Annotated in this window: 18 protein-coding genes; 6 read left to right on the top strand and 12 right to left on the bottom strand. The window is 66.8% G+C overall.

Features of this window, described 5'->3' with window-relative positions; all coding sequences use genetic code 11:
- Positions 1–15 precede the first annotated feature (15 nt).
- Both METUNV1_RS00340 and METUNV1_RS00335 read right to left on the bottom strand, forming a co-directional pair.
- Positions 16–2,163 carry a putative bifunctional diguanylate cyclase/phosphodiesterase gene (locus tag METUNV1_RS00340; protein ID WP_043358706.1) on the bottom strand — a complete coding sequence of 716 codons (2,148 nt, stop codon included), beginning with the start codon at positions 2,161–2,163 and terminating at the stop codon, positions 16–18.
- A 112-nt stretch (positions 2,164–2,275) separates the two neighbouring features.
- The gene (locus tag METUNV1_RS00335; protein WP_051165413.1) at positions 2,276–2,797 is read right to left on the bottom strand and encodes a hypothetical protein; all 522 of its coding nucleotides are present in this window, start codon (positions 2,795–2,797) and stop codon (positions 2,276–2,278) included.
- 164 nt (positions 2,798–2,961) lie between these two features.
- Here METUNV1_RS00335 and METUNV1_RS00330 point away from each other — a divergent pair, with 164 nt between their 5' ends.
- Positions 2,962–3,540, top strand: a complete 579-nt coding sequence (locus tag METUNV1_RS00330) for a histidine phosphatase family protein (RefSeq protein ID WP_232416284.1) — start codon at positions 2,962–2,964, stop codon at positions 3,538–3,540.
- Here METUNV1_RS00330 and METUNV1_RS00325 read toward each other — a convergent pair.
- From METUNV1_RS00325 to METUNV1_RS00310, 4 genes are all read right to left on the bottom strand, one after another.
- Positions 3,534–4,085 carry a cytochrome P460 family protein gene (locus METUNV1_RS00325; protein ID WP_008057681.1) on the bottom strand — a complete coding sequence of 184 codons (552 nt, stop codon included), beginning with the start codon at positions 4,083–4,085 and terminating at the stop codon, positions 3,534–3,536. The two genes, METUNV1_RS00330 and METUNV1_RS00325, sit on opposite strands and share 7 nt — an antisense overlap.
- Before the next feature lie 90 nt (positions 4,086–4,175).
- Positions 4,176–5,108: a DMT family transporter gene (locus METUNV1_RS00320; RefSeq protein WP_008057679.1), complete on the bottom strand. Its 933-nt coding sequence runs from the start codon at positions 5,106–5,108 to the stop codon at positions 4,176–4,178.
- Positions 5,109–5,129: 21 nt separating this feature from the next.
- Positions 5,130–5,510 carry a YybH family protein gene (locus METUNV1_RS00315; protein WP_008057677.1) on the bottom strand — a complete coding sequence of 127 codons (381 nt, stop codon included), beginning with the start codon at positions 5,508–5,510 and terminating at the stop codon, positions 5,130–5,132.
- 77 nt (positions 5,511–5,587) lie between these two features.
- A complete protein-coding gene (locus tag METUNV1_RS00310) occupies positions 5,588–6,091 on the bottom strand; it encodes a MarR family winged helix-turn-helix transcriptional regulator (RefSeq protein WP_008057672.1) in 504 nt (167 codons plus the stop codon).
- 105 nt (positions 6,092–6,196) lie between these two features.
- On the opposite strand from METUNV1_RS00310, the gene METUNV1_RS00305 reads away from it, so the two are divergent.
- Entirely contained in the window at positions 6,197–6,793 is a 597-nt protein-coding gene (locus METUNV1_RS00305) for a DUF4126 domain-containing protein (protein ID WP_008057670.1), read from the top strand.
- A gap of 67 nt (positions 6,794–6,860) precedes the next feature.
- Positions 6,861–7,034 (top strand): DUF3149 domain-containing protein, encoded by a 174-nt coding sequence (locus tag METUNV1_RS00300; RefSeq protein ID WP_008057668.1) that lies wholly within the window; start codon positions 6,861–6,863, stop codon positions 7,032–7,034.
- Between the two features lie 19 nt (positions 7,035–7,053).
- Here the strand turns inward: METUNV1_RS00300 and METUNV1_RS00295 are convergent, their stop codons facing one another.
- The 4 genes from METUNV1_RS00295 to ettA all read right to left on the bottom strand — a co-directional run bounded on the left by METUNV1_RS00295 (position 7,054) and on the right by ettA (position 12,643).
- A complete protein-coding gene (locus tag METUNV1_RS00295) occupies positions 7,054–7,782 on the bottom strand; it encodes a TFIIB-type zinc ribbon-containing protein (RefSeq protein ID WP_043358704.1) in 729 nt (242 codons plus the stop codon).
- 85 nt (positions 7,783–7,867) lie between these two features.
- On the bottom strand, positions 7,868–9,814 hold the full coding sequence (locus METUNV1_RS00290) for a peptidase U32 family protein (protein ID WP_008057661.1): 1,947 nt from the start codon (positions 9,812–9,814) through the stop codon (positions 7,868–7,870).
- 92 nt (positions 9,815–9,906) lie between these two features.
- Positions 9,907–10,857 carry a PEP-CTERM sorting domain-containing protein gene (locus METUNV1_RS00285; protein ID WP_008057659.1) on the bottom strand — a complete coding sequence of 317 codons (951 nt, stop codon included), beginning with the start codon at positions 10,855–10,857 and terminating at the stop codon, positions 9,907–9,909.
- Positions 10,858–10,978: 121 nt separating this feature from the next.
- Positions 10,979–12,643 (bottom strand): energy-dependent translational throttle protein EttA, encoded by a 1,665-nt coding sequence (gene ettA / locus METUNV1_RS00280; protein ID WP_043358702.1) that lies wholly within the window; start codon positions 12,641–12,643, stop codon positions 10,979–10,981.
- Positions 12,644–12,892: 249 nt separating this feature from the next.
- Between ettA and METUNV1_RS00275 the strand changes: the two genes are divergently transcribed.
- From METUNV1_RS00275 to METUNV1_RS00265, 3 genes are all read left to right on the top strand, one after another.
- Positions 12,893–14,821, top strand: a complete 1,929-nt coding sequence (locus METUNV1_RS00275; RefSeq protein ID WP_008057654.1) for a CHASE domain-containing protein — start codon at positions 12,893–12,895, stop codon at positions 14,819–14,821.
- Positions 14,818–14,973 (top strand): LiaI-LiaF-like domain-containing protein, encoded by a 156-nt coding sequence (locus tag METUNV1_RS00270; protein ID WP_008057652.1) that lies wholly within the window; start codon positions 14,818–14,820, stop codon positions 14,971–14,973. Before METUNV1_RS00275 ends, METUNV1_RS00270 begins: the two co-directional genes overlap by 4 nt.
- Before the next feature lie 83 nt (positions 14,974–15,056).
- Positions 15,057–16,709 (top strand): methyl-accepting chemotaxis protein, encoded by a 1,653-nt coding sequence (locus tag METUNV1_RS00265; RefSeq protein WP_008057650.1) that lies wholly within the window; start codon positions 15,057–15,059, stop codon positions 16,707–16,709.
- Positions 16,710–16,745: 36 nt separating this feature from the next.
- On the opposite strand, the gene METUNV1_RS00260 is transcribed toward METUNV1_RS00265, so the two are convergent.
- Complete coding sequence (locus METUNV1_RS00260) at positions 16,746–18,179, bottom strand: mannose-1-phosphate guanylyltransferase/mannose-6-phosphate isomerase (RefSeq protein WP_008057646.1); 1,434 nt, start codon at positions 18,177–18,179, stop codon at positions 16,746–16,748.
- Between the two features lie 113 nt (positions 18,180–18,292).
- Entirely contained in the window at positions 18,293–19,585 is a 1,293-nt protein-coding gene (locus METUNV1_RS00255) for an ATP-binding protein (RefSeq protein WP_008057645.1), read from the bottom strand.
- Positions 19,586–19,609 lie beyond the last annotated feature (24 nt).

Below are 19,609 nucleotides of genomic sequence, written 5' to 3'. Positions count from 1 at the left end.
GCGACGGGCGGCTGATCAGGCGGCGCCGCGCGCGAGCAGCGCGGTCGCCTGCTCCGCCGGCACCGGTCTGCCGAACAGATAGCCCTGCCCGATGCGGCAGCCCTGATCGCGCAGGAAAGCCAGCTGGTCCTCGGTCTCGATCCCTTCGGCCACCGCATCGATGCGCAGCGCGTCGGCCATCGCCAGGATGCAGGCGCAGATCGCGGCATCGTCCGGGTCGTGGCCGATGTCGCGCACGAAGGACGCATCTATCTTCAGCAGGTCGATCGGGAAGCGCCGGAGATAGGCAAGACTGGAATAGCCGGTGCCGAAGTCGTCGATCGCCAGCGCGACGCCGAGGCGCTTGAGATCGCCAAGCCGCTTCACCGTCTGCGCGACGTTGTGCATCAGCATCGATTCGGTCAGCTCCAGTTCGAGGTTGCGCGGCGACAGGCCGCTGCGCTCCAGTTCGCGCGACACCGTGCGCACCACGTCGCTGCCGACGAACTGTCGTGCCGACACATTGACCGCAATCCGCAGGTCCGGATCGAAACGCTCGGCCCACGCCCTGCCCTGCGCGCAGGCCTGGCGCAGCACCCACTCGCCAAGCGGCACGATGAGGCCGGTTTCTTCGGCCAGCGGAATGAAATCCAGCGGTGACACCAGCCCGCGTTCCGGGTGACGCCAGCGCACCAGCGCCTCGAAGCCGATGATGCGGCGACCGTTCAGCAGATCGACCTGGGGCTGGAAATGCAGTTCGAACTGCTGCTGTGCCAAGGCGGTGTGCAGTTCGGCTTCAAGACGCAGCACGCCCGACGCGGGGTTCTGGTCCGGTTCGTGAAAGCAGATGGTGTTGCGCCCCGCCTGCTTGGCCCGATACATCGCGGCGTCGGCGTGACGCAGCAGCGTGGCCACGTCGCGGCCGTCGCGCGGGAACACCGCGACACCCATGCTGCCGGTGCAGTGGATGTCGTGATTCCGTATGGACACCGGCGGCGCCATCGCCGCCAGCATCTGTTCGCACACCGCCTGCGCGTCCTGCGGCTGGCGGATCTCCGGCAGCAGCACCACGAATTCGTCGCCCCCCAGCCGGGCCACCGTGTCGCTGGCGCGCACCCGCTGCGACAGCCGGCGCGCCAGCACGCGCAGCAGTTCGTCGCCAGCGTCGTGCCCCATGCTGTCGTTGACGATCTTGAAGCGGTCGAGGTCGATGAACACCACCGCCATCATCGCGTCGGTGTCGATCGCCGCGTCAATCGCCTTCTGCAGACGCTCGTTCAGCAGGATGCGGTTGGGCAGGCCGGTCAGCACATCGAAATGCGCGGCCTGGCGCAGCTTGGCTTCGCTGCTGCGCTGCTGTGTCACGTCGCGGGCGATGCCGTCCAGCCGTATTCGCGCACCGTGCTCGTTGAACACCACGCGTGCGCGATCGAGTATCCAGCGCACTTCGCCATCCGGTCTGACCACGCGGTACTCGGTGGTGAGGCTGCCGCTGGTGGTCGCTTCCTTCAGCGAACGCAGCATGCGCTCGCGGTCGTCCGGGTGCACCATCTCCAGCCAGTCGACCTCTCCGCGCAGAAAGGCCTCGGCGCTCACGCCGTAGATCGATTCAGCCGAGGGATTCAGATAGACCAGGCGCTGCGACGGCAGCTCGATCGACCAGATGATGTCTTCCAGCGTGGCCAGAATGCTGTGCAGACGCAGTTCGCTCTCGCGCAGCTTCTGCCTTTCGGCCCTCAGGGCCCGCGCGGTGGCCGACTTCGTCAGCTCGCGCTCGACCACCGCGCCGAGGCGCAGCAGGTTCTGTTTCAGCAGATAGTCCTGCGCGCCGGCCCGCATGGCGTCTACCGCCACCGCCTCGCCGATGCCGCCTGACACCAGGATGAAGGGCAGATCCGGCTGCATGCGCCGGACCACGCTCAGCACGTCGAGGCCGTCGCAGTCCGGCAGCACATAGTCGGAAATCACGATGTCCCAGTGCCGCTCGCCCAGCGCCGATTCGAGCGCGGGAATGCTGTCCACGCGGCGATGCTCGACCGCAAAGCCCGATGCACTGAGCTTGGCCAGCACCAGGACTTCGTCCACCGGATTGTCTTCGACAATGAGCGCGTGCAGCCGTCTCGCGACGCCGCCTGGGTCACGATCCGGAAGAGGAGATGCTGCGTGCTCAGGCAAGGGAGGCATCGATGCCGGCCTTGGTTCGACAATGATCCGTTAACGGCCCACGACGCCGCTGCTTGAACACTGCCTGAACGCTGCCTGAGCGCCGCGCAAGGCGGACGGGATACGCCCCGGCTTACTCGATCAGCAGCGTGGGCAGCCAGTGTGACTTCGGATCACCGACGCTCAGGTCGGCGTCACGCAGCGGCCTCGTTCGCCGTTCAGCCGGAACGGCATCCGGCGTAATGAAGGGGTCCATATCGACGTCATGCGCCTGACCTTCGATGCGCTCGCCGACCACTTTCATCCGGTAGTACACGCCGTTGAACGGATTGATGTGCAGCGAGGCGGGCGCGGTGCGCATGAACATCAGCGCGTATTCCAGCGGAACCAGATCGCCCGCGCTCACCACCTGCGGCTCGCGTTCGACCGGAAAGCTGCACAGCCGCTGGGTCGGCCCGGTCAGGCAGCGGAAGGGGCGCATGGCGAGGAAGTACTCCTCCAGCCGTGGGTCCAGCGTCACCGTGAAGGCGGACCGGCCATCGCCCAGCGGTGCGAACACCACTCGACCGATCACCTCGCGGCCCCCGTCCGCGTTGGCAAGCACGATGGATCGTGGGCCGGACAAGGGATCTGCCTGCACGGGCAGCGCAGTCATCAGCCCGCACAACACCATCGCACTCACCGCTTTGCTCGATTTCATCTTCGCCTCTGGTCGTCGGAAGGTTTCAGTTCGGTTCATCCGTGGCGCCTGACGGCCCGCCGGAAACCGAGACGAGTATGACCGGTCGACAACCCAAGTCCTACTCCGGCTCACCGCATATGAACAGACGTCACGCCCTGCAGGCGCTCGGCGGCCTGATGCTGCAAGCGACCGGTGCGCACGCCGGCTACGGCGCCGCACTGGCGTCGCTGCGCGCTGGCGGCGTCCTGCTGCTGCGCCACGCGCAGACCGAACCCGGCATCGGCGATCCACCGGGCTTTCGCATCGACGACTGCGGTACACAGCGCAACCTGTCGGCGGCGGGCCGCGCCCAGGCCCGCGCTGCCGGTGATGCCCTGCGGGCGCACGGCGTGCGGATCGACGCGGTGTACAGCAGCGCCTGGTGCCGCTGCATCGACACCGCTGCGCAGATGTTTCCAGACCTTCGGGTGGACCTGCTGCCGGCGCTGAATTCGTTCTTCGACGGCCAGGGCGACCGCGAGCGACAGACCGCCGCGCTGCGCGACTGGATCGCGAAGCTCGATGAAGGGCGACGGGTCGCCATGGTGACGCATCAGGTAAATGTGCTGGCGCTGACCGGCGACAATCTGGCGATGGGCGGCGCGGTGCTGATCGCGCCGGACGGCCGGGGCGGCATCCGCCGCCTCGGGCGCGTCGTGCTCGACGGCGATCAGTAGCCGGCGGTCTTCACCGCGGCGAAGTGCTCGTCATAGCGGAACACGAAATCCTTGTCCTTCAGCGGCGCGTGGCAGCCGCGACAGGTTTCGTACTTGGCTTCGCCATTCAGTTCGCCATTGCCCTTGAAGGCGGTGTAGATCCAGTTGCCATTGCGCTGGGCTTCCGGCACGTTGCCGCCCCAGCCGCTGTTCTTGCCCATCACGAACACCGCGGCCAGCTTGTCCTTCACCAGCTTGCCATCGGCGCCCTTGACCGGCTTGCCGTCGGCGTCCAGCTTGACCGCCCAGTTCTCCATCACGAACACCGAACCATTCGGGAAGCCCTTGTCGGCGGACCCCTTCTTCGCATCGGCATTCATGTAGATGTCGCGTACCTGCTTCGCGTCCTCGCGCTGCACCGCGGTCAGGAATTTCGGCCAGCTCCTGTAGTCGCCGGGCAGTGACAGCTGACCGTCGTTCAGCTGGGCAACCGGCTTCGATTCCATCTGGCTGCAGCCGGCGATCAGCAGGCCGAGTGCAAGGGCGGTCAGGGTGGGGGTCTTCATGGGCTCACTCCTCAGTTCAGGTCGTTCGCGGGATGCCGCGGCTGCAGGCGTGCTGCCCAAGCCGCTCCTTTCACATCCCGGATACCTGCACTACGCGCGAGCCCCATTTCCGGATGCAGCCGCCGCGAAATTCTTCTGCCGGCGGCGGCGCACCCCTTCGAGCGACAGCAGCACCAGGCCGGCACCGATCAGCAGCATGCCGGTCAGTTCGTTGGCCCCCGGCCGCTCGCCGAGCTGCAGGGCGGCCGCCACCACGCCGATCACCGGCGTCAGCAGCGACACCATGCTGGTGGTGCCGGCGGACAGCCGGCGCAGCGCGTACAGCCACAGCAGCCAGGCCAGCGCGTTGGCCAGCACGATGTTGAAGCCGAGCGCGGCGATCAGCGACGGCGACCAGTTCGCCTGGCGGGCCGGCCAGAACAGCGCGAAAGCGACCAGCGGCAGCGAACCGATCAGCATCTGCCACGCGGTCATGGACAGCAGATCGATGTCCGGCGCCCGCGTCTGCAGCCGCTTGGCGACGATGACCGCCAGCGCCCACAGCGCACCGGCCAGCGTGGCCAGTGTCATGCTGAACAGATCGCCGCCGAGGTGGGCCGGATCGAGAATGAACAGCAGGCCGGCCAGCGTGGCCGCGGCCGACGGCCACTGCCAGCCGTGCAGGCGCTCGCCCAGCAGCGGCCAAGCGAACATCATGACCCAGAAGGGCATGGTGTAGGTGAGCACCGCCGTCTTGCCGGCGCCGCCGGTCACCAGCGCGATGATGATGAGGCCGGTGAACCCGCAGGTCTGCAGCACGCCCATCAGCGCAACGGTGGGCAGATGGCTGGGGCGGAAGGGCCGGCGCAGCACCGCCATCAGCGCGAACAGGCTCAGCGCGCCGCCGAGGGTGCGCCAGGCCCCGAACTGGAGGGCGTCCATGTCGGCCAGACCGACCTTCATGACCACCCAGTTGTAACCCCAGATCACGGCCAGCAGCCCGAGGGCGGCCACGGCACGCAGCGACGGCGAGCGGGTATTCATGCGCGTTCCTTCCGTTCCGGCTCAGTTCCAGATATGGGTCAGCGCACGCCAGCCGCCATCCGGCTGCCGGCGATACACCACGGTGAGGTGACCGGAGAAGGTCTGCAGTTCGCCGTCGGCGTTCTTCGCCTGGGCGCTCCAGCGGCCGCGCTGGGTCGCGATGAGGTCATCGCCGGCCACCGCGTGCTGCTCGATCCGGTGGTTGTGGATGCCGCTGGCGATGGCGCCCGCGAACAGCGTCTGGATGGCGGCCGGGCCGACGGCCGCGTCCCCGCCGGCCGGCAGCACCGCCGCTTCGGCATCGTACAGCGCGGCCACCGCGGCGGCGTCACCCCGGTTGAAGGCGGCGTCCCAGCGGGTGTTGATGTCAGCGATGGCGGCTTGCAGGGTGGTCTGGCTCATGTCGTTCTCCTTGAAGTGAGGGGTGAATTCAGGTTTTGATACGGAACCTAACTATTTCGGCAAATTTTTTTCGCCGGTTACGCGAAAGCGTCTGCCGCGCCGCGCAGCGTGCCCAGCATGGATTTCAGCAGTACGCGCTCGTCCTCGTTCAGGCCGGTCATCAGGGTGCGCACGCGGCGGTAGTAATCCGGCATCACCGCGTCCAGCACCGCCTGCCCGGCCGGCAGCAGACGGATCGTGATGCGGCGGCGGTCCGCCGCGTCATACACCCGCTGCACCAGTCCGTCGCGCTCCAGCCCGTCCAGCAGACCGGTCATGGTGGCGCGCGTGACGCCCGCCTTGTCCGCCAGCACCGACGGCGACGACTCCAGCGTTTCCTCGCGGAACAGCAGGATGAGCACCCACCAGCGGCCCTGCAGCAGACCGTGCCGGGCCAGGAAGGCGTCCAGCATCTGCGACAGTTCGGTTGCGGTGCGCAGCAGGGTCAGAAAGGTACTGACTCCGCTGATGTCGGCGTCCGGATAGCGCTGCGCGAAACGTCGCAGCACTTCGGGGGTGGGCAGATCACGTACGGTCAGCATGGTTAGGGAGATTATAGTTAGGAACCGTACTTGTCAACAGGACTGGAAAGCGGTCTTCGGGCTGGCTAGCATGAGACATTCCATCGCCATCGCCCGGACTTCGCCATGGACACACTGGATGCCATCGCCGCCGCCGCAGGCCTCGCCTGGGCCAGCGGACTGCGGCTGTATGCCGTGGTTTTCCTGGCTGGACTGGCCGGCCGCATGGACTGGCTTGAACTGCCGGGCGATCTCGACCTGCTGGAACATCCGCTGGTGATGGCCGCCGCCGGCTTCATGCTGTGCGTCGAATTCTTCGCCGACAAGGTGCCGGCGCTGGACAGTTTCTGGGACGCCGCCCACACCTTCATCCGCATTCCGGCCGGCGCCCTGCTCGCCGCCGGTGCGCTGGCCGATCAGGGTACGGCGGCGGCGCTGGCGGCGGCGCTGCTGGGCGGCACACTGACCGGTGCCACCCATCTGACCAAGGCCGGCAGCCGCATCGCCATCAACACCTCGCCGGAACCGGTGAGCAACGTGATCGCCTCGACCGGCGAGGACGGCATGGCGGTGGGCGGGCTGTGGCTGGCCTTCACCCATCCGCTGGTGTTCCTGGCGCTGCTGGCGCTGGCGGTGCTGGGCATGCTGTGGCTGCTGCCCCGGGTATGGCGCTTCCTGACCGGGCTGCTGCACTGGGTGGCCGGCAAGCAGGCGCCCGGTTGACCTGCATCAGACCGTCATGAGCCGACCGGCGCTTCAATGACAAAAACAAGCCCACAGGGAGGGTGTCATGAAAGCGTGGTCCGATCTGCTGACGACCGATTACGGCCTGATGAGTCTGGTGGTGATCGCCATCGTCATCTTCATGAGCGTGTGGTTCTCGCGCTTCTTCAAGCGTCACATGGACGAGGACGCCGCCGCTGCGGCCCGCGCCGAACAGCAGTCGGGCAAGCCGGGGGCCTGAACCGGCCCGCATCGACCGCTCAGCGGGTGAGCACCCGCCACACCAGTCCGACGCCGGCCACCAGCAGGTCGGCCACATCCAGCCCGCCGGTATCGCGGGCTGTTTCGATGCGCTGCTGCCGCTCGGCGCGCGCACGCGTACGTTCGCTCTCGACGATGGCATCCGCCATCATCATCGGGTCGCGCGTAGTGCGTTTCGCTTCTGCCTGCTGATAGCCCTTCAGGGCGTTCTCGACCGCATCCGGATCGAGCAGCGAAAAGGCCGAGCGACAGTGCGGGCAGGCGTGATCCTTGCGGATATCGACCGGCGCACCGCAGCTGGTGCAGTAGATCGCCCCCACCCGCTTGGCCAGGTCGGCGATTTCGGCGGCAGTCATCTGCCGCACGAAACCCTTCTCCACCATGAAGGACGAAAAGCTGCTGTAGCGGCCGTGCTTTTCCGGGCAGCGGTAAGTCATGTAGCGACCGCTGCGCACCAGGTCGAAACCCTTGTCCAGCTTGCGGCTGCAGCGCGGGCAGGCCATCACGTTGGCGACCGGATGCTGCATTTCGTCGCGGTGGGCGTGCATCAGCTTGAACAGGTCGTTCACCGAACCGGGCGACAGCTGGAGGTTCTCGAAGGTGTCGAACCAGATGCCCTGGCAGTTCCAGCAGATGTCCAGCTCCATGTCTTCGCCACCGTGGTTCCTGAAGCGGTGAACCTTCATCGGCAGCCGGCAGGACGGGCAGTGCGGAACGGTATTCAGCATGGTGATCGGCGAAGCTCCGGAGCGCGGCGGACGGGCACCTGCACCGTCCTCATCCGCCTTGTCAGCGGCCTGCGCGGCGCAAGGTTTAGGGCCGTGGCGCCGAACGCGTCACCTTGACGCCTTCCGGCGCCGTGCGATGGAAGGTGACCGGCACCGCCTGCGCCTTCAGCACGTTCTTGCGGATACGGCCCACCACGTGCATTTCGCACTTCTTGCAGTCGAAACGCAGCGTCAGCTTGTCGTTGCCGTTCATCAGCGTCATCGGCTCGGCCTTCACCATGCCGCGCAGATCGTATTCCTTCAGTTCCTTCGGGCAGAGGTTGTGGCTGAAGCGCAGGCAGTGCTTGGTGATCATCAGCGACACCTCGTCCAGTTCCTGGTTCGCCTCATAGGCATCGGCGATCAGTTCCACGCCGTGCTTGCGATAGAAGGCACGCGCCTTCTCGTTGTACACATTGGCGAGATAGGACAGTTCGGTGTCGGTGAAACGCACCGGCGGTTCGACCGGCACGCCGGGCTGCGGCCGCAGGTGGGCGGCGATGCGGTTCGCCTCCAGCAGCGCCACCGCGTCACGGCGCAGGCCGTTCAGCGCGGATGCCGGCAGGAAGCGCGCCTGCGGCAGGTCGATCGCGATGTCGCCGGCTTCGAACAGCGTGTTGCCGAGCTTGCCGAGACTGTCGCGGATACCGGCCAGCGCCCGCTCGGCGTCGCGCGCCGGCTGCTTGTCGTGCGTCAGTTCGACGCGGGCGCTGACGCCGTCCTCGTCGGTCATCGTCAGCGCGAAGCCGTCCGCGGTTTCCTCGAAGCGCAGGTCGGCGCGGATGCGGCGGTCGGCCGACTTCTTCTCCAGCGCGCGTTCGAAAGCCTGGTCGCGGTTGCGGTACAGCGTCATGCCCGGCTTCAGGTCGCCCGGCATCACGTTCGGGTAGAGCTTGCGGCCCTGCGCGACGTTGATGCGCAAACCCATCAGTTCGCGGTGGCTGTCGTAGTAGCTCAGGCCGTCGCCGTTGTGGATGTCCACCGCGGCATCGACCTCGATGTGATCCGCCGCCACCTTGCTGATCGTCGCCGCCTCCTCGCCGACGAAGCTCGGCGATTCGAAGGCTTCGATGCCGTGCTGCCGGCCGTTGGCGAAGTAGTCGGTCGAGCCGCGGTTGAAGGTTTTCTCCGGCTGCGGCACGAAGGTGTAGCTGCAGCGGCCGCTGGACGCGCGGCGGTAGCCCGGCAGGTCTTCGAGCAGCCCGTTCAGCAGCGTACTGTAGTGGGCGGTGATGTTCTTCACATAGCCCAGATCCTTCAGCCGGCCCTCGATCTTGAACGAGGACACGCCGGCGTCGATCAGCGCGCGCATGTTCGCCGACTGGTCGTTGTCCTTCATCGACAGCAGATGCTTGTCGTGCGCCACCACCCGGCCCTGCGCGTCGGTCAGCGTATAGGGCAGGCGACAGGCCTGCGAGCATTCGCCGCGGTTGGCGCTGCGGCCGGTGTGCGCATGGCTGATGAAGCACTGGCCGCTGAAGGCCACGCACAGCGCGCCATGGACGAAGTATTCGAGCGTACAGGAGGTGTTCGCCGCGACCTTGCGCACGTCCTCCAGCGTCATTTCCCGCGCCAGCACGATCTGCGTGAAACCCACGTCCTGCAGGAAGCGCGCCTTGGCCGCGTCGCGGATGTCGGTCTGGGTGCTGGCGTGCAGCTGGATCGGCGGCAGGTCCATTTCCAGCAGCGCCATGTCCTGCACGATGAGCGCGTCCACGCCGGCGTCGTACAGCTGCCAGATCGCGCGCCGTGCCGGTTCCAGCTCGTCGTCGCGCAGTATGGTGTTGAAGGCGGTCAGCACGCGCGCGTGGTAGCGGTGCGCGTGCGTGCACAGGCGGGCGATGTCGATGATGTCGTTGTCGGCGCCCTTGCGCGCGCCGAAGGACGGACCGCCGATATAGACGGCGTCGGCGCCGTGGTTGATGGCCTCGATGCCGAAATCGGCGTTCTTGGCGGGCGCGAGCAGTTCGAGGATGCGGCGGTCGGCGGTCATGGATGCGGCGGACACTTCAAAACGCGGATTATCCGCGAGCGCGCCACAAATGAAAAACCGGCCCGCAGGCCGGTCTGGTGGCGCCGGCCGGATCAGGTCCGGCGGCGGGCCGATACGCCGACCAGCAGCAGGCCGCCGGCCAGCAGCGCCCAGCTGCCGGGTTCCGGCACCGGCGCCGGAATGGTCGCCTGCAGGCTGGCGACCTGCCAGCCGATGTCGTCCAGCGCAGCCCAGTCGAGATCGGTCATGTAGCGACGGGCACCGAGCGGAATGAAGGGCGACAGCAGCGGCACCTGCGCGCTTCCATTCACATGACCGGTCAGGGTGGTGGCGAAATGGGCGTCCGAACCGTCGTTGCGCAGCGCAGGCGCGACACCGCCATTGACCGCGGTGGCCAGCGTTCCGGTGAAGGTGTCGCCGACCACCTGCGCGAACCAGCTGTCGGCGGTACCGATGCCCAGCACGTGCGCCGTTTCATGAACCGCGACCGTGAACAGGTCGAACTGGCCGCTGAAGCTTTCGACCGTGCTCAGGTCGCTGTCGGCATACCAGCTGATCTGGGCGCCGAAGGTGATGGTGCCGCCCCAGGGTGCAAAATCGGTGGCCGGATTGAGCAATGCGCCGGGTTCGCCCCGCGATTCGACCTGGTTGATGAAGGCCTGGCTGCCGCCGAGCGACTGGAAGCCGGGTCCGCCCACCCCCAGCGTCTGGCCGGAAAACGCGTACGAACCGACGAAAATGCGGATCTGGTTCGCCGCGACCGTGAGGTTGTCCACCACCACGGAACTGTTCAGCGGATCGACCGGATCGTAGATGCGCGCCACGAACAGCTCGTCGCTACCGGGCTGGATGGCGCTCAGCGTGTCGGTCAGGTTGTCGCTGAACAGTCGGGCCACACCGTCCAGCACCGCCCGCCGGTCAGCGGTAAAGAAGCCGCTGCTGTCATAGCGGTAGTCGAACACGATGTCGACCGCCGATGCGGGCAGGGCCGCCGACAGCAGGCCGAGCGCGCACAGCGTGGATGAAATGCGGCGAATGGTCATGAAATGCTCCGGCGGGACAGAAGGAAGGTGCCGCAGCAGCCTAGCGCGGCAGGGCGCCGACCGGAAGCCCCCCGGCTTCCGGTTTCAATGCGACAGCGTGATCAGCTTGCCGCAGGCGTGATCAGCGGCTGATCGGCTTGTAGCGGATGCGCTTGGGCTTGGCGCCTTCCTCACCCAGACGCTTCTTCTTGTCGGCCTCGTACTCCTGGTAGTTGCCGTTGAAGAAGGTCCATTGCGAATCGCCTTCCGCCGCCAGGATGTGGGTGGCGATGCGGTCGAGGAACCAGCGGTCGTGCGAGGTCACCAGCACGCAGCCGGAGAACTCGAGCAGCGCGTCTTCCAGCGCCCGCAGCGTTTCCACGTCCAGGTCGTTCGACGGTTCGTCGAGCAGCAGCACGTTGCCGCCCGAAATCAGCGTCTTGGCCAGATGCAGGCGGCCGCGTTCGCCGCCGGACAGGTTGCCGACGATCTTCTGCTGGTCGCCGCCCTTGAAGTTGAAGCGGCCGATGTAGGCGCGGCTGGGCATTTCGAAGCGCCCCACGGTCAGGATGTCGGCGCCGTCGGACACCGCCTCGAACACCGTCTTGGAGGCGTCCAGCCCGTCGCGCGTCTGATCGACCGCGGCAATCTTGACCGTCGGCCCGACCACGATTTCACCCGAATCCGGCGTGTCCTTGCCCTGAATCATCCGGAACAGCGTCGACTTGCCGGCGCCGTTCGGGCCGATCACGCCGACGATGGCACCCGGCGGAATGGTGAAGCTGAGGTTGTCGATCAGCAGACGGTCGCCGAAACCCTTGGAAACATTGTGGAATTCAATCACCTTGTCGCCCAGGCGCTCGCCCGGCGGGATGAAGATTTCGTGCGTCTCGTTGCGCTTCTGGTATTCGACGCTGCTCATTTCCTCGTAGCGGGCAAGACGCGCCTTGCTCTTGGCCTGACGTGCCTTCGGGTTGCCGCGCACCCACTCCAGTTCGGTCGCCAGCGCCTTCTGGCGGGCGGATTCCTGCGACTCTTCCTGACGCAGGCGCTCGCCCTTCTGGTCCAGCCAGCTGGAGTAGTTGCCCTTCCACGGAATGCCGTGGCCGCGGTCCAGTTCGAGAATCCACTCGGCCGCGTTGTCGAGGAAGTAGCGGTCGTGCGTCACCGCCACCACGGTGCCCGGGAAGCGCACCAGGAACTGTTCCAGCCACTCGACCGATTCGGCATCCAGGTGGTTGGTCGGCTCATCCAGCAGCAGCATGTCCGGCTTGGACAGCAGCAGCTTGCACAGCGCCACGCGGCGCTTCTCGCCGCCGGACAGCGGGCCGATCTTCGCCTCCCAGGGCGGCAGACGCAGCGCGTCGGCGGCGATTTCCATCTGCGTCTCGACGTCCGAGCCGGCCGCGGCCAGCACCGCCTCGTACTTCGCCTGTTCCTCCGCCAGCTTGTCGAAATCGGCGTCTGGCTCGGCGTAGGCGGCGTAGATCTGTTCCAGCTTCTGGCGCGCCTCGACGATTTCGCCCAGCGCCGATTCGACTTCCTCGCGCACCGTCTTGTCCGGATCCAGTTCCGGTTCCTGCGGCAGATAGCCGATGCGCACGCCCGGCTGGTGCTGGACCTCACCGTCGTACTCACGGTCGGCGTTGGCCATGATGCGCAGCACCGTGGACTTGCCCGAGCCGTTCAGGCCGAGCAGACCGATCTTGGCGCCCGGGAAGAAGGACAGGGAAATGTCCTTGATGATGGTGCGCTTGGGAGGAACCACCTTGCTCACGCGGAGCATGGACATGACGTATTGAGCCATTTTGCCTAGTGCACTGACGAAGAAAACGCGCAAGTATATGCGCCGGGAGGTTGAAAGCCGATCCGGAAGGTGCAGCGCCGGCAGCCTTCAAGTACATTGTATTTTCCGTCGTAAAACGGCTAGTCGGAACAGAACCGGCGCCCGCTGCGCATATGCGCCCAGGTCGCCGGCCACCCACGCCCGGATCTCGCAGCTTCGATGCCCGACACGACACCAGACCCCCTCGGGGGAACGACCGCTGACCGCTCCGTGTGGCAGATCGTGCTGCCGGTGGTCGTGGCCATTGCGCTCGCGGTGGGCGCCTTTTCGCTGGTGTGGTCCGAGATCGGCCGCCGCCACCAGGAGCGGGTGACCGAAAGGCTGGATTTCGCAGCGCATGACGTCGCCCAGCAGATCGAACAGCGCATGCGCGCCTACCGGCAGGTGCTGCGGGGTGCCCGGGCACTGTTCGACGCTTCCGACGAAGTCACCCGCGAGGACTGGCACGCCTACGTGTCGGCGCTGTCGCTGCAGCGTGACTTTCCCGGCATCCAGGGGGTGGGGTTCTCACGCTTCGTCCCGGCGGCCGAACTGAGTGCCCACGAACTGGAAATGCGCTCGACAGGGCACGGCGACTACCGCGTCCGCCCGCCGGGCGAACGCCGCGAATTCAGCAGCATCGTCTACCTGGAACCGTTCGACTGGCGCAACCAGCGCGCCTTTTCCTTCGACATGATGTCGGAACCGGTGCGCCGTGAAGCCATGCAGCGTGCCCGGCTGAGCGGGGAAGCGGCCCTGACCGGCAAGGTGCGGCTGATACAGGAAACCGACCAGGACATACAGACCGGCGTGCTGCTCTATCTGCCGGCCTACCGTCACGGCATGCCGCTGGACACAGAAGTCCAGCGCTCGGACGCGCTGATGGGCTGGGTATTCAGCCCGTTCCGGATGCGCGACCTGATGGAGGGCACGCTGGGGCGCTCCATGACCGGCCTGCGCATGCGCATCTACGACGGCGAGGGCCGGCCGGAGGCGCTGCTGTACGACAGCCATCCGGACGACCCGGAGCGCTACGACGCGCCGGAGCACCGCCTCGAACGCGACATCGATGGCCGGCGCTGGCTGCTGGTGTTCGAACAGCGCGAGGTCACCGCGTCGGAGCTGGACCGCTGGCGCACCGAACTGGGGCTGGTCATCATGTTCGGCGCGCTGCTGGTCGCGCTCAGTGCCAGTCTGGGCATCGCTCGTCGACGTGCCGCCCGGCTGGCCGCGGTCAGCCGCTCGCTGGCGCGCAGCGAATCGATGTATTCCACGCTGGTCAATCTGTCGGGCGAGGGCATCCTGTCGGTCGATGTCCGGCAGGCCATCGAATTTGCCAACCCGGCGCTGCACCGCATGCTCAATCTGGACAGCCGTGACGTGGTCGGTCTGCCGGCTGACGAACTGGCCCCGGACGGCGGGCGCCATGCCCTGCAGGCCATGTTCACCGCACTGCTCGCAGGCGAGACAGTCAGGATGGAGCTCACGCTGAAGGCACGCGACCGCGGCGACGTGACCGTACTGGCGTCCGGCGTGCCGCGCATCGACAGCGACGGGCGCGTGACCGGGGCCATCGTCGTGATGGCCGACATCAGCGAACGCAAGGCGGACGAAGCGCGCATCGCCTGGCTGGCCACCCACGACAGCCTGACCGGGCTGCCCAACCGCTCCCTGCTGGCCGACCGGCTGAACCGCACCCTGGTGGCGGCCCGGCGCTACGACACGCCGTTCTGCGTGCTGTTCATCGACCTCGACCACTTCAAGGACGTGAACGACAGGCTGGGCCACCAGGCCGGCGACCAGGTGCTGATCGAAGCCAGCCGCCGCATGCTGTCCTGCCTGCGTGCCGCCGACACGCTGGCGCGCCACGGCGGCGACGAATTCGTCGCGCTGCTGCCGGAAACCGGCAGCGTGGACGCCGCCTGCGCGGTGGCCGAGAAGATACGTGCCCGGCTCGGCGAACCTTTCATGGTCGAACGGGGCGACGCGCAGATTTCGGCCAGCATCGGCGTGGTGACCTGCCCCGAGCAGGGCGAGGACTTCGACACACTGCTGGCGCGTGCCGATGCCGCCATGTATGCCGCCAAGGCCGACGGACGGAATACCATCGCGGTCTGGAAGGAACAGGACGGCAAACAGGACTTCAAGGACCCCTCATGATCGGATCGATCGGCCTCATCGTCATCGGCGCACTGCTGCTGGCGTCCAACCTCAATCTTTTTTCGCTGCGCGAGCTGGCAGAACTGTTCGGCACCTGGTGGCCGGCGCTGCTGATCGCCGCCGGGGTCGCCGGCCTCGCCAAACGCAAGTGAGCCTTCCGACCGTCCGTCACTGACGGATACAGATTCCCGGTTTTCGTCCGTTATTCAGGCACTTGTTAACAGGAGTGCCCGTCATGCCCGGATTGAAAACACTGCGCGGCCGACTGCTCGCCCTTGGCATCATCGCGCTTGCCGGCCTGATGGCGGCAGGCGGCTTCGGCCTGCTCCAGCTCTACCGCCTCGACCGCGGCGTCGCTGAAGATCTGGGGCGCCTGCAGCGCACGGTCGAGATCGGGCTGGATGTCCAGAATGCAAGCATCGACTTCAAGACCCAGGTGCAGGAATGGAAGAACATCCTGATCCGCGGCAGCGATGTCGAGCAGTTCCAGCGCTACGCAAAGAGTTTCGAGAAGCACGCGCAGGAGGTGTCCGCCCGTCTGGCCGACCTCGACGGCCGCCTGCAGGCGGAAGGATCGCCGCGCGTCGCCGAGGTGAAAGCGCTCGCCGCCGCACACGCCGCGATGCAGGCGCGCTATGTGGCGGCCCTGAAGAACTTCGACCCGGCCGATCCCGAATCGGGCAAGAAGGTGGATCGTGCCGTGAAGGGCATAGACCGCAGCGCGACCGAGGCGATGACCGCGCTGACCCGGCTGATCGAGCAGGACGTGAAGACGCTGGGCGACGACACGCGCGCCCGCACCAGCGCGCTCTACCGCACAGGCCTGATCACGCTGGGCATCGCCATCGCAGTGCTTTCGCTGCTGCTCATCGTCGGCATCGTGCTGACGCTGCGTCGTCTGACCACCAGTCTGTCCTCGCTGCAGGGTGCGCTCGGTCAGGCACGGGCGCGGATGGACCTGACCGTGCGCGCACCCGACAGCCGCGGCGACGAACTGTCGGCCGCCGGCGCGTCGATCAATGCGCTGTTCGCCGAGCTGCAGTCGACACTGAAATCGATGCGCGACAACGCGCAGCAGGTCGCCAGCCACTCCTCTTCACTGCACGGCTCGGTCGACACGCTGGCCGGTGCCGTGGCACAGCAGAACGATTCGACCTCAAGCATGGCGGCGGCGGCCGAACAGCTCGCAGTCAGCGTGGCCCACGTCAGCGAAAGCGCCGGTCACGCACGCGACGTATCCCGCAGCTCGCTCGAACGCGCCGACTTCGGTGGCGGCGTGATCGAAACGACCGCCTCCTCGATGCGCGACGCAGCCGTGGACGTCCAGGCGGCGGCCGGCGGCATGGAGGAACTGAGCAGGCAGGTGGAACAGATCGGGGACATCGCCGGCACCATCAAGGGCATCGCCGACCAGACCAATCTGCTGGCACTCAACGCGGCGATCGAAGCCGCACGCGCCGGCGAACAGGGCCGCGGTTTCGCGGTCGTGGCCGACGAGGTGCGCAAGCTGGCCGAGCGCACGACCGAAGCGACCAAGCAGATCGACGGTGTGGTCGGCAACGTCCAGTCGGTCACCGAACAGACGCGTAGCCGCATGCAGGAACTGGTGTCGCAGTTCGACCAGATCGGCCACTCGACACAGCAGGCGGCGCAGGCGATGGGCGACATCAAGAGCGAATCGCGCAACGCGGTCGGAGCGACCGATGAAATCTCGCGCGCGCTGCGCGAACAGACCAGCGCCAGCGAAAGCATCGCGCAGCAGGTCGAGCGCATCGCCGGCATGAGCGAGCACAACAGCGCGGCGGTACGTCAGGTGAGTCAGGCGGCCGACTCGATGAACGCGCTGTCGCAGTCGATGCGGCAGCGCCTGGAAACCTTCGTCGTCTGATCCGGCGACACGGCCCGCGCGCGCGGGCCGGCCCCCTCACTTGCGGCCGTAGGTGTCCTCGAAGCGGACGATATCGTCCTCGCCCAGATAGCTGCCGGACTGCACCTCGATCATTTCCAGCGGCAGCTTGCCCGGGTTTTCCAGCCGGTGCGTGGTACCCAGCGGAATGTAGGTGGACTGGTTTTCCGACAGCAGCAACACGTTGTCGCCGCAGGTGACGCGGGCGGTGCCGCTGACCACGATCCAGTGCTCGGCGCGGTGATGATGCATCTGCAGCGACAGCGAAGCGCCCGGATTGACCACGATGCGCTTGACCTGGAAGCGCGGGCCGGCGTCGATCGAGTCGTAATAGCCCCACGGGCGATACACCTTACGGTGGTTTTCCGCCTCAGGGCGCTTCTTCGCCTTCAGTTCGGTCACGATACGCTTCACGTCCTGGGTGCGGTCCTTGGCCGCCACCATGACCGCGTCACTGGTTTCGACCACCACCACGTCCTTCAGGCCGAGGCAGCTCACCATGCGGGTTTCGGCGAACACCAGGCTGTCCGAAGTGTCCTGCAGCAGCACGTCGCCGCGCGCCACGTTGCCGGCGGCGTCCTTGTCGGCCACCTGCCACAGCGCGTCCCAGGCGCCGACGTCGGACCAGCCGGCGTCCAGCGGCACCACGACTGCCGGCGCCAGGCGCGGCTCTCCGGCGGCCAGCGGTTCCATGATGGCGTAGTCGATCGAATCCGACGGGCAGGCGGCGAAAGCCGCCTTGTCAACGCGGTAGAAGTCGTGGTCGGCGGCGCCGCCTTCATAGGCGGCACGGCTGGCGGCCTCGATGTCCGGACGGAAACGCTTCAGCAGTTCGAGCGCGACCCCGGCCTTCATCATGAAGATGCCGGCATTCCACAGGTAATCGCAGCTTTCCAGGTAGGCAGCCGCGGTCGGCGCGTCCGGCTTCTCGACGAAGCGGTCCAGCGTGCGCGCCGGGCTGCCGGCCAGCGCCGCACCCACCTTGATATAGCCGTAGCCGGTTTCCGGCCGGTCCGGCGTGATGCCGAAAGTCACCACCGCACCCTGCTCCGCCTGGGCCGCACCGATGGCGACCGCGGCACGGAAGGCCGGGGTGTCGCGGATCACGTGGTCGGACGGCATGACCAGCAGCACGGTGTCCGGTCCGGCTGCGGCCAGCGCAGCCAGCGCCAGCGCCGGCGCGGTATTGCGGCCGACCGGTTCGAGCAGCAGCGCGGCCGGATGCACGCCGATCTGGCGCAGCTGTTCGGCAGTCAGGAAACGGTATTCCTCATTGCACACCACCAGCGGCGGCGCCAGTTCGATGCCCGGCGCGCCAGCACGCAGCGCGGTGTCCTGCAGCAGCGTGTTGTCACCATCGAGCGGCAGCAGCTGTTTCGGATAGCGCTCGCGCGACAGAGGCCACAGGCGGGTACCGGAACCGCCGCACAGGATGACGGGCTGCAGGGACATGACGCTTACCTGAGAAGAATCGGAAGCGCACGAGTCTACGCGAGGCGCCGGCCGTTTCTGCGATAAATCCGTTACAGCGCGCTGCAGGACGCTGGACCGGCAGGCCCGCCGGCTCAGGCGGAGGTCTGGCGCAGCGGCAGACGCAGCGTGAAGGTGGTGCCCTGCCCCGGCGTGCTGTCCACCGCGATGCTGCCGCGATGGCGGCCAACGATGCTGTGGGTGACCGACAGGCCCAATCCGGTGCCCTTGCCCACCGGCTTGGTGGTGAAGAAGGGGTCGAAGATGCGCTTGACCACCTCGGGCGGCATGCCGCAGCCGGTGTCGCTGAACTGGACCACCACGCTGTCGCCCTCGAGCCGGGTGCGCAGCGTGATGGCGCCCTGCCCGTCTATCGCGTGCGCGGCATTGACCAGCAGGTTCAGAAACACCTGATTCAGCTGGAAGGGCATGCACTCGATCTGCGGCAGATCGCCGTAGTCCTTCACCACCTGTGCCTTGTACTTGATCTCGTTCATCACCACGTTGAGCGTGCTGTCGAGACAGTTGTGCAGGCTCGCCCACTGCCACTCGGTTTCGCCCACCCGCGAAAAGTCGCGCAGGTCGGACACGATGCGTTTCACCCGCTCCAGGCCGTCGCGGCTTTCCGCCACCAGGCTGCGCGCGTCGTCTGCCATGAAGTCGTAGTCGATATCGGCTTTCATCTGCGCCATGTCGGCCTGCACCGCGGGCGGTAGCTGATCGAGCTGGCGGTCGTAGGCAGCGATCAGCGCGAACGCGCGCTCGATATAGCGTTCCAGCGCACCGAAATTGGACATGACGAAACCGACCGGATTGTTGATCTCGTGCGCAACGCCGGCCGCCAGCTGGCCGATGGCGGCCAGTTTTTCCGACTGGATCAGCTGTTCCTGCGCTTCGGCCAGACGCGCGATCAGCGTCTGCTGTTCGCTGCGTTCGGCCTCCAGCGCGCTGACGGTTTCGGCCAGGCGGCGGTGCAGCAGCGCTGCGTCGGTCACGTCGAACACGCACACCAGCACCAGCACCGCTTCACCGTGCTCGTCCTTGAGCGGAATGAAGCGGGTGTCCTGCTGCATGCAATCAACGCCACCGGTGATCGGCCGGTTGTGAGGAATGCGGAACAGCCAGGGGCGCTGCTCCCACGAGGTGAAGGACGGCGCGCCCAGCGCGAACACCCGCTCGAACTTCTTCTCCAGCCAGCCGCGCGGCAGATCGGAGAACAGGTCGAAGATGGAGCGCCCGATCGCCGCCTGCCTGCCGAGACCGCTGTGCGCCACCATGAAGGCATTCCAGCTGCGCACGCACAGTGCGCGGTCCACCGCGAACACCCCCACGTCGACCATGTCGATCAGACGTTGGCCGGCGGTCATGTCAGGTTCGAAGCGTTCCATGTCGGCGCCCTCCGCAGCGGTCCG

It is taken from the genome of Methyloversatilis universalis FAM5, from assembly GCF_000214035.2.
Lineage (GTDB): Bacteria > Pseudomonadota > Gammaproteobacteria > Burkholderiales > Rhodocyclaceae > Methyloversatilis > Methyloversatilis universalis.
The sequence above is the reverse complement of the archived record's forward strand: the minus strand, read 5'-3'. Positions and strand labels throughout refer to the sequence as shown.

Excerpts from the sequence above, each read along its gene's own strand:
- ettA (WP_043358702.1), bottom strand. The coding sequence starts at position 12,643 with ATGGCTCAATACGTCATGTCCATGCTCCGCGTGAGCAAGGTGGTTCCT.
- METUNV1_RS00325 (WP_008057681.1), bottom strand. The coding sequence starts at position 4,085 with ATGAAGACCCCCACCCTGACCGCCCTTGCACTCGGCCTGCTGATCGCC.
- METUNV1_RS00270 (WP_008057652.1), top strand. The coding sequence starts at position 14,818 with ATGATCGGATCGATCGGCCTCATCGTCATCGGCGCACTGCTGCTGGCG.
- METUNV1_RS00285 (WP_008057659.1), bottom strand. The coding sequence starts at position 10,857 with ATGACCATTCGCCGCATTTCATCCACGCTGTGCGCGCTCGGCCTGCTG.
- METUNV1_RS00265 (WP_008057650.1), top strand. The coding sequence starts at position 15,057 with ATGCCCGGATTGAAAACACTGCGCGGCCGACTGCTCGCCCTTGGCATC.
- METUNV1_RS00320 (WP_008057679.1), bottom strand. The coding sequence starts at position 5,108 with ATGAATACCCGCTCGCCGTCGCTGCGTGCCGTGGCCGCCCTCGGGCTG.
- METUNV1_RS00260 (WP_008057646.1), bottom strand. The coding sequence starts at position 18,179 with ATGTCCCTGCAGCCCGTCATCCTGTGCGGCGGTTCCGGTACCCGCCTG.
- METUNV1_RS00315 (WP_008057677.1), bottom strand. The coding sequence starts at position 5,510 with ATGAGCCAGACCACCCTGCAAGCCGCCATCGCTGACATCAACACCCGC.
- METUNV1_RS00290 (WP_008057661.1), bottom strand. The coding sequence starts at position 9,814 with ATGACCGCCGACCGCCGCATCCTCGAACTGCTCGCGCCCGCCAAGAAC.
- METUNV1_RS00295 (WP_043358704.1), bottom strand. The coding sequence starts at position 7,782 with ATGCTGAATACCGTTCCGCACTGCCCGTCCTGCCGGCTGCCGATGAAG.
- METUNV1_RS00310 (WP_008057672.1), bottom strand. The coding sequence starts at position 6,091 with ATGCTGACCGTACGTGATCTGCCCACCCCCGAAGTGCTGCGACGTTTC.
- METUNV1_RS00330 (WP_232416284.1), top strand. The coding sequence starts at position 2,962 with ATGAACAGACGTCACGCCCTGCAGGCGCTCGGCGGCCTGATGCTGCAA.
- METUNV1_RS00255 (WP_008057645.1), bottom strand. The coding sequence starts at position 19,585 with ATGGAACGCTTCGAACCTGACATGACCGCCGGCCAACGTCTGATCGAC.
- METUNV1_RS00335 (WP_051165413.1), bottom strand. The coding sequence starts at position 2,797 with ATGACTGCGCTGCCCGTGCAGGCAGATCCCTTGTCCGGCCCACGATCC.
- METUNV1_RS00340 (WP_043358706.1), bottom strand. The coding sequence starts at position 2,163 with ATGCCTCCCTTGCCTGAGCACGCAGCATCTCCTCTTCCGGATCGTGAC.
- METUNV1_RS00305 (WP_008057670.1), top strand. The coding sequence starts at position 6,197 with ATGGACACACTGGATGCCATCGCCGCCGCCGCAGGCCTCGCCTGGGCC.
- METUNV1_RS00300 (WP_008057668.1), top strand. The coding sequence starts at position 6,861 with ATGAAAGCGTGGTCCGATCTGCTGACGACCGATTACGGCCTGATGAGT.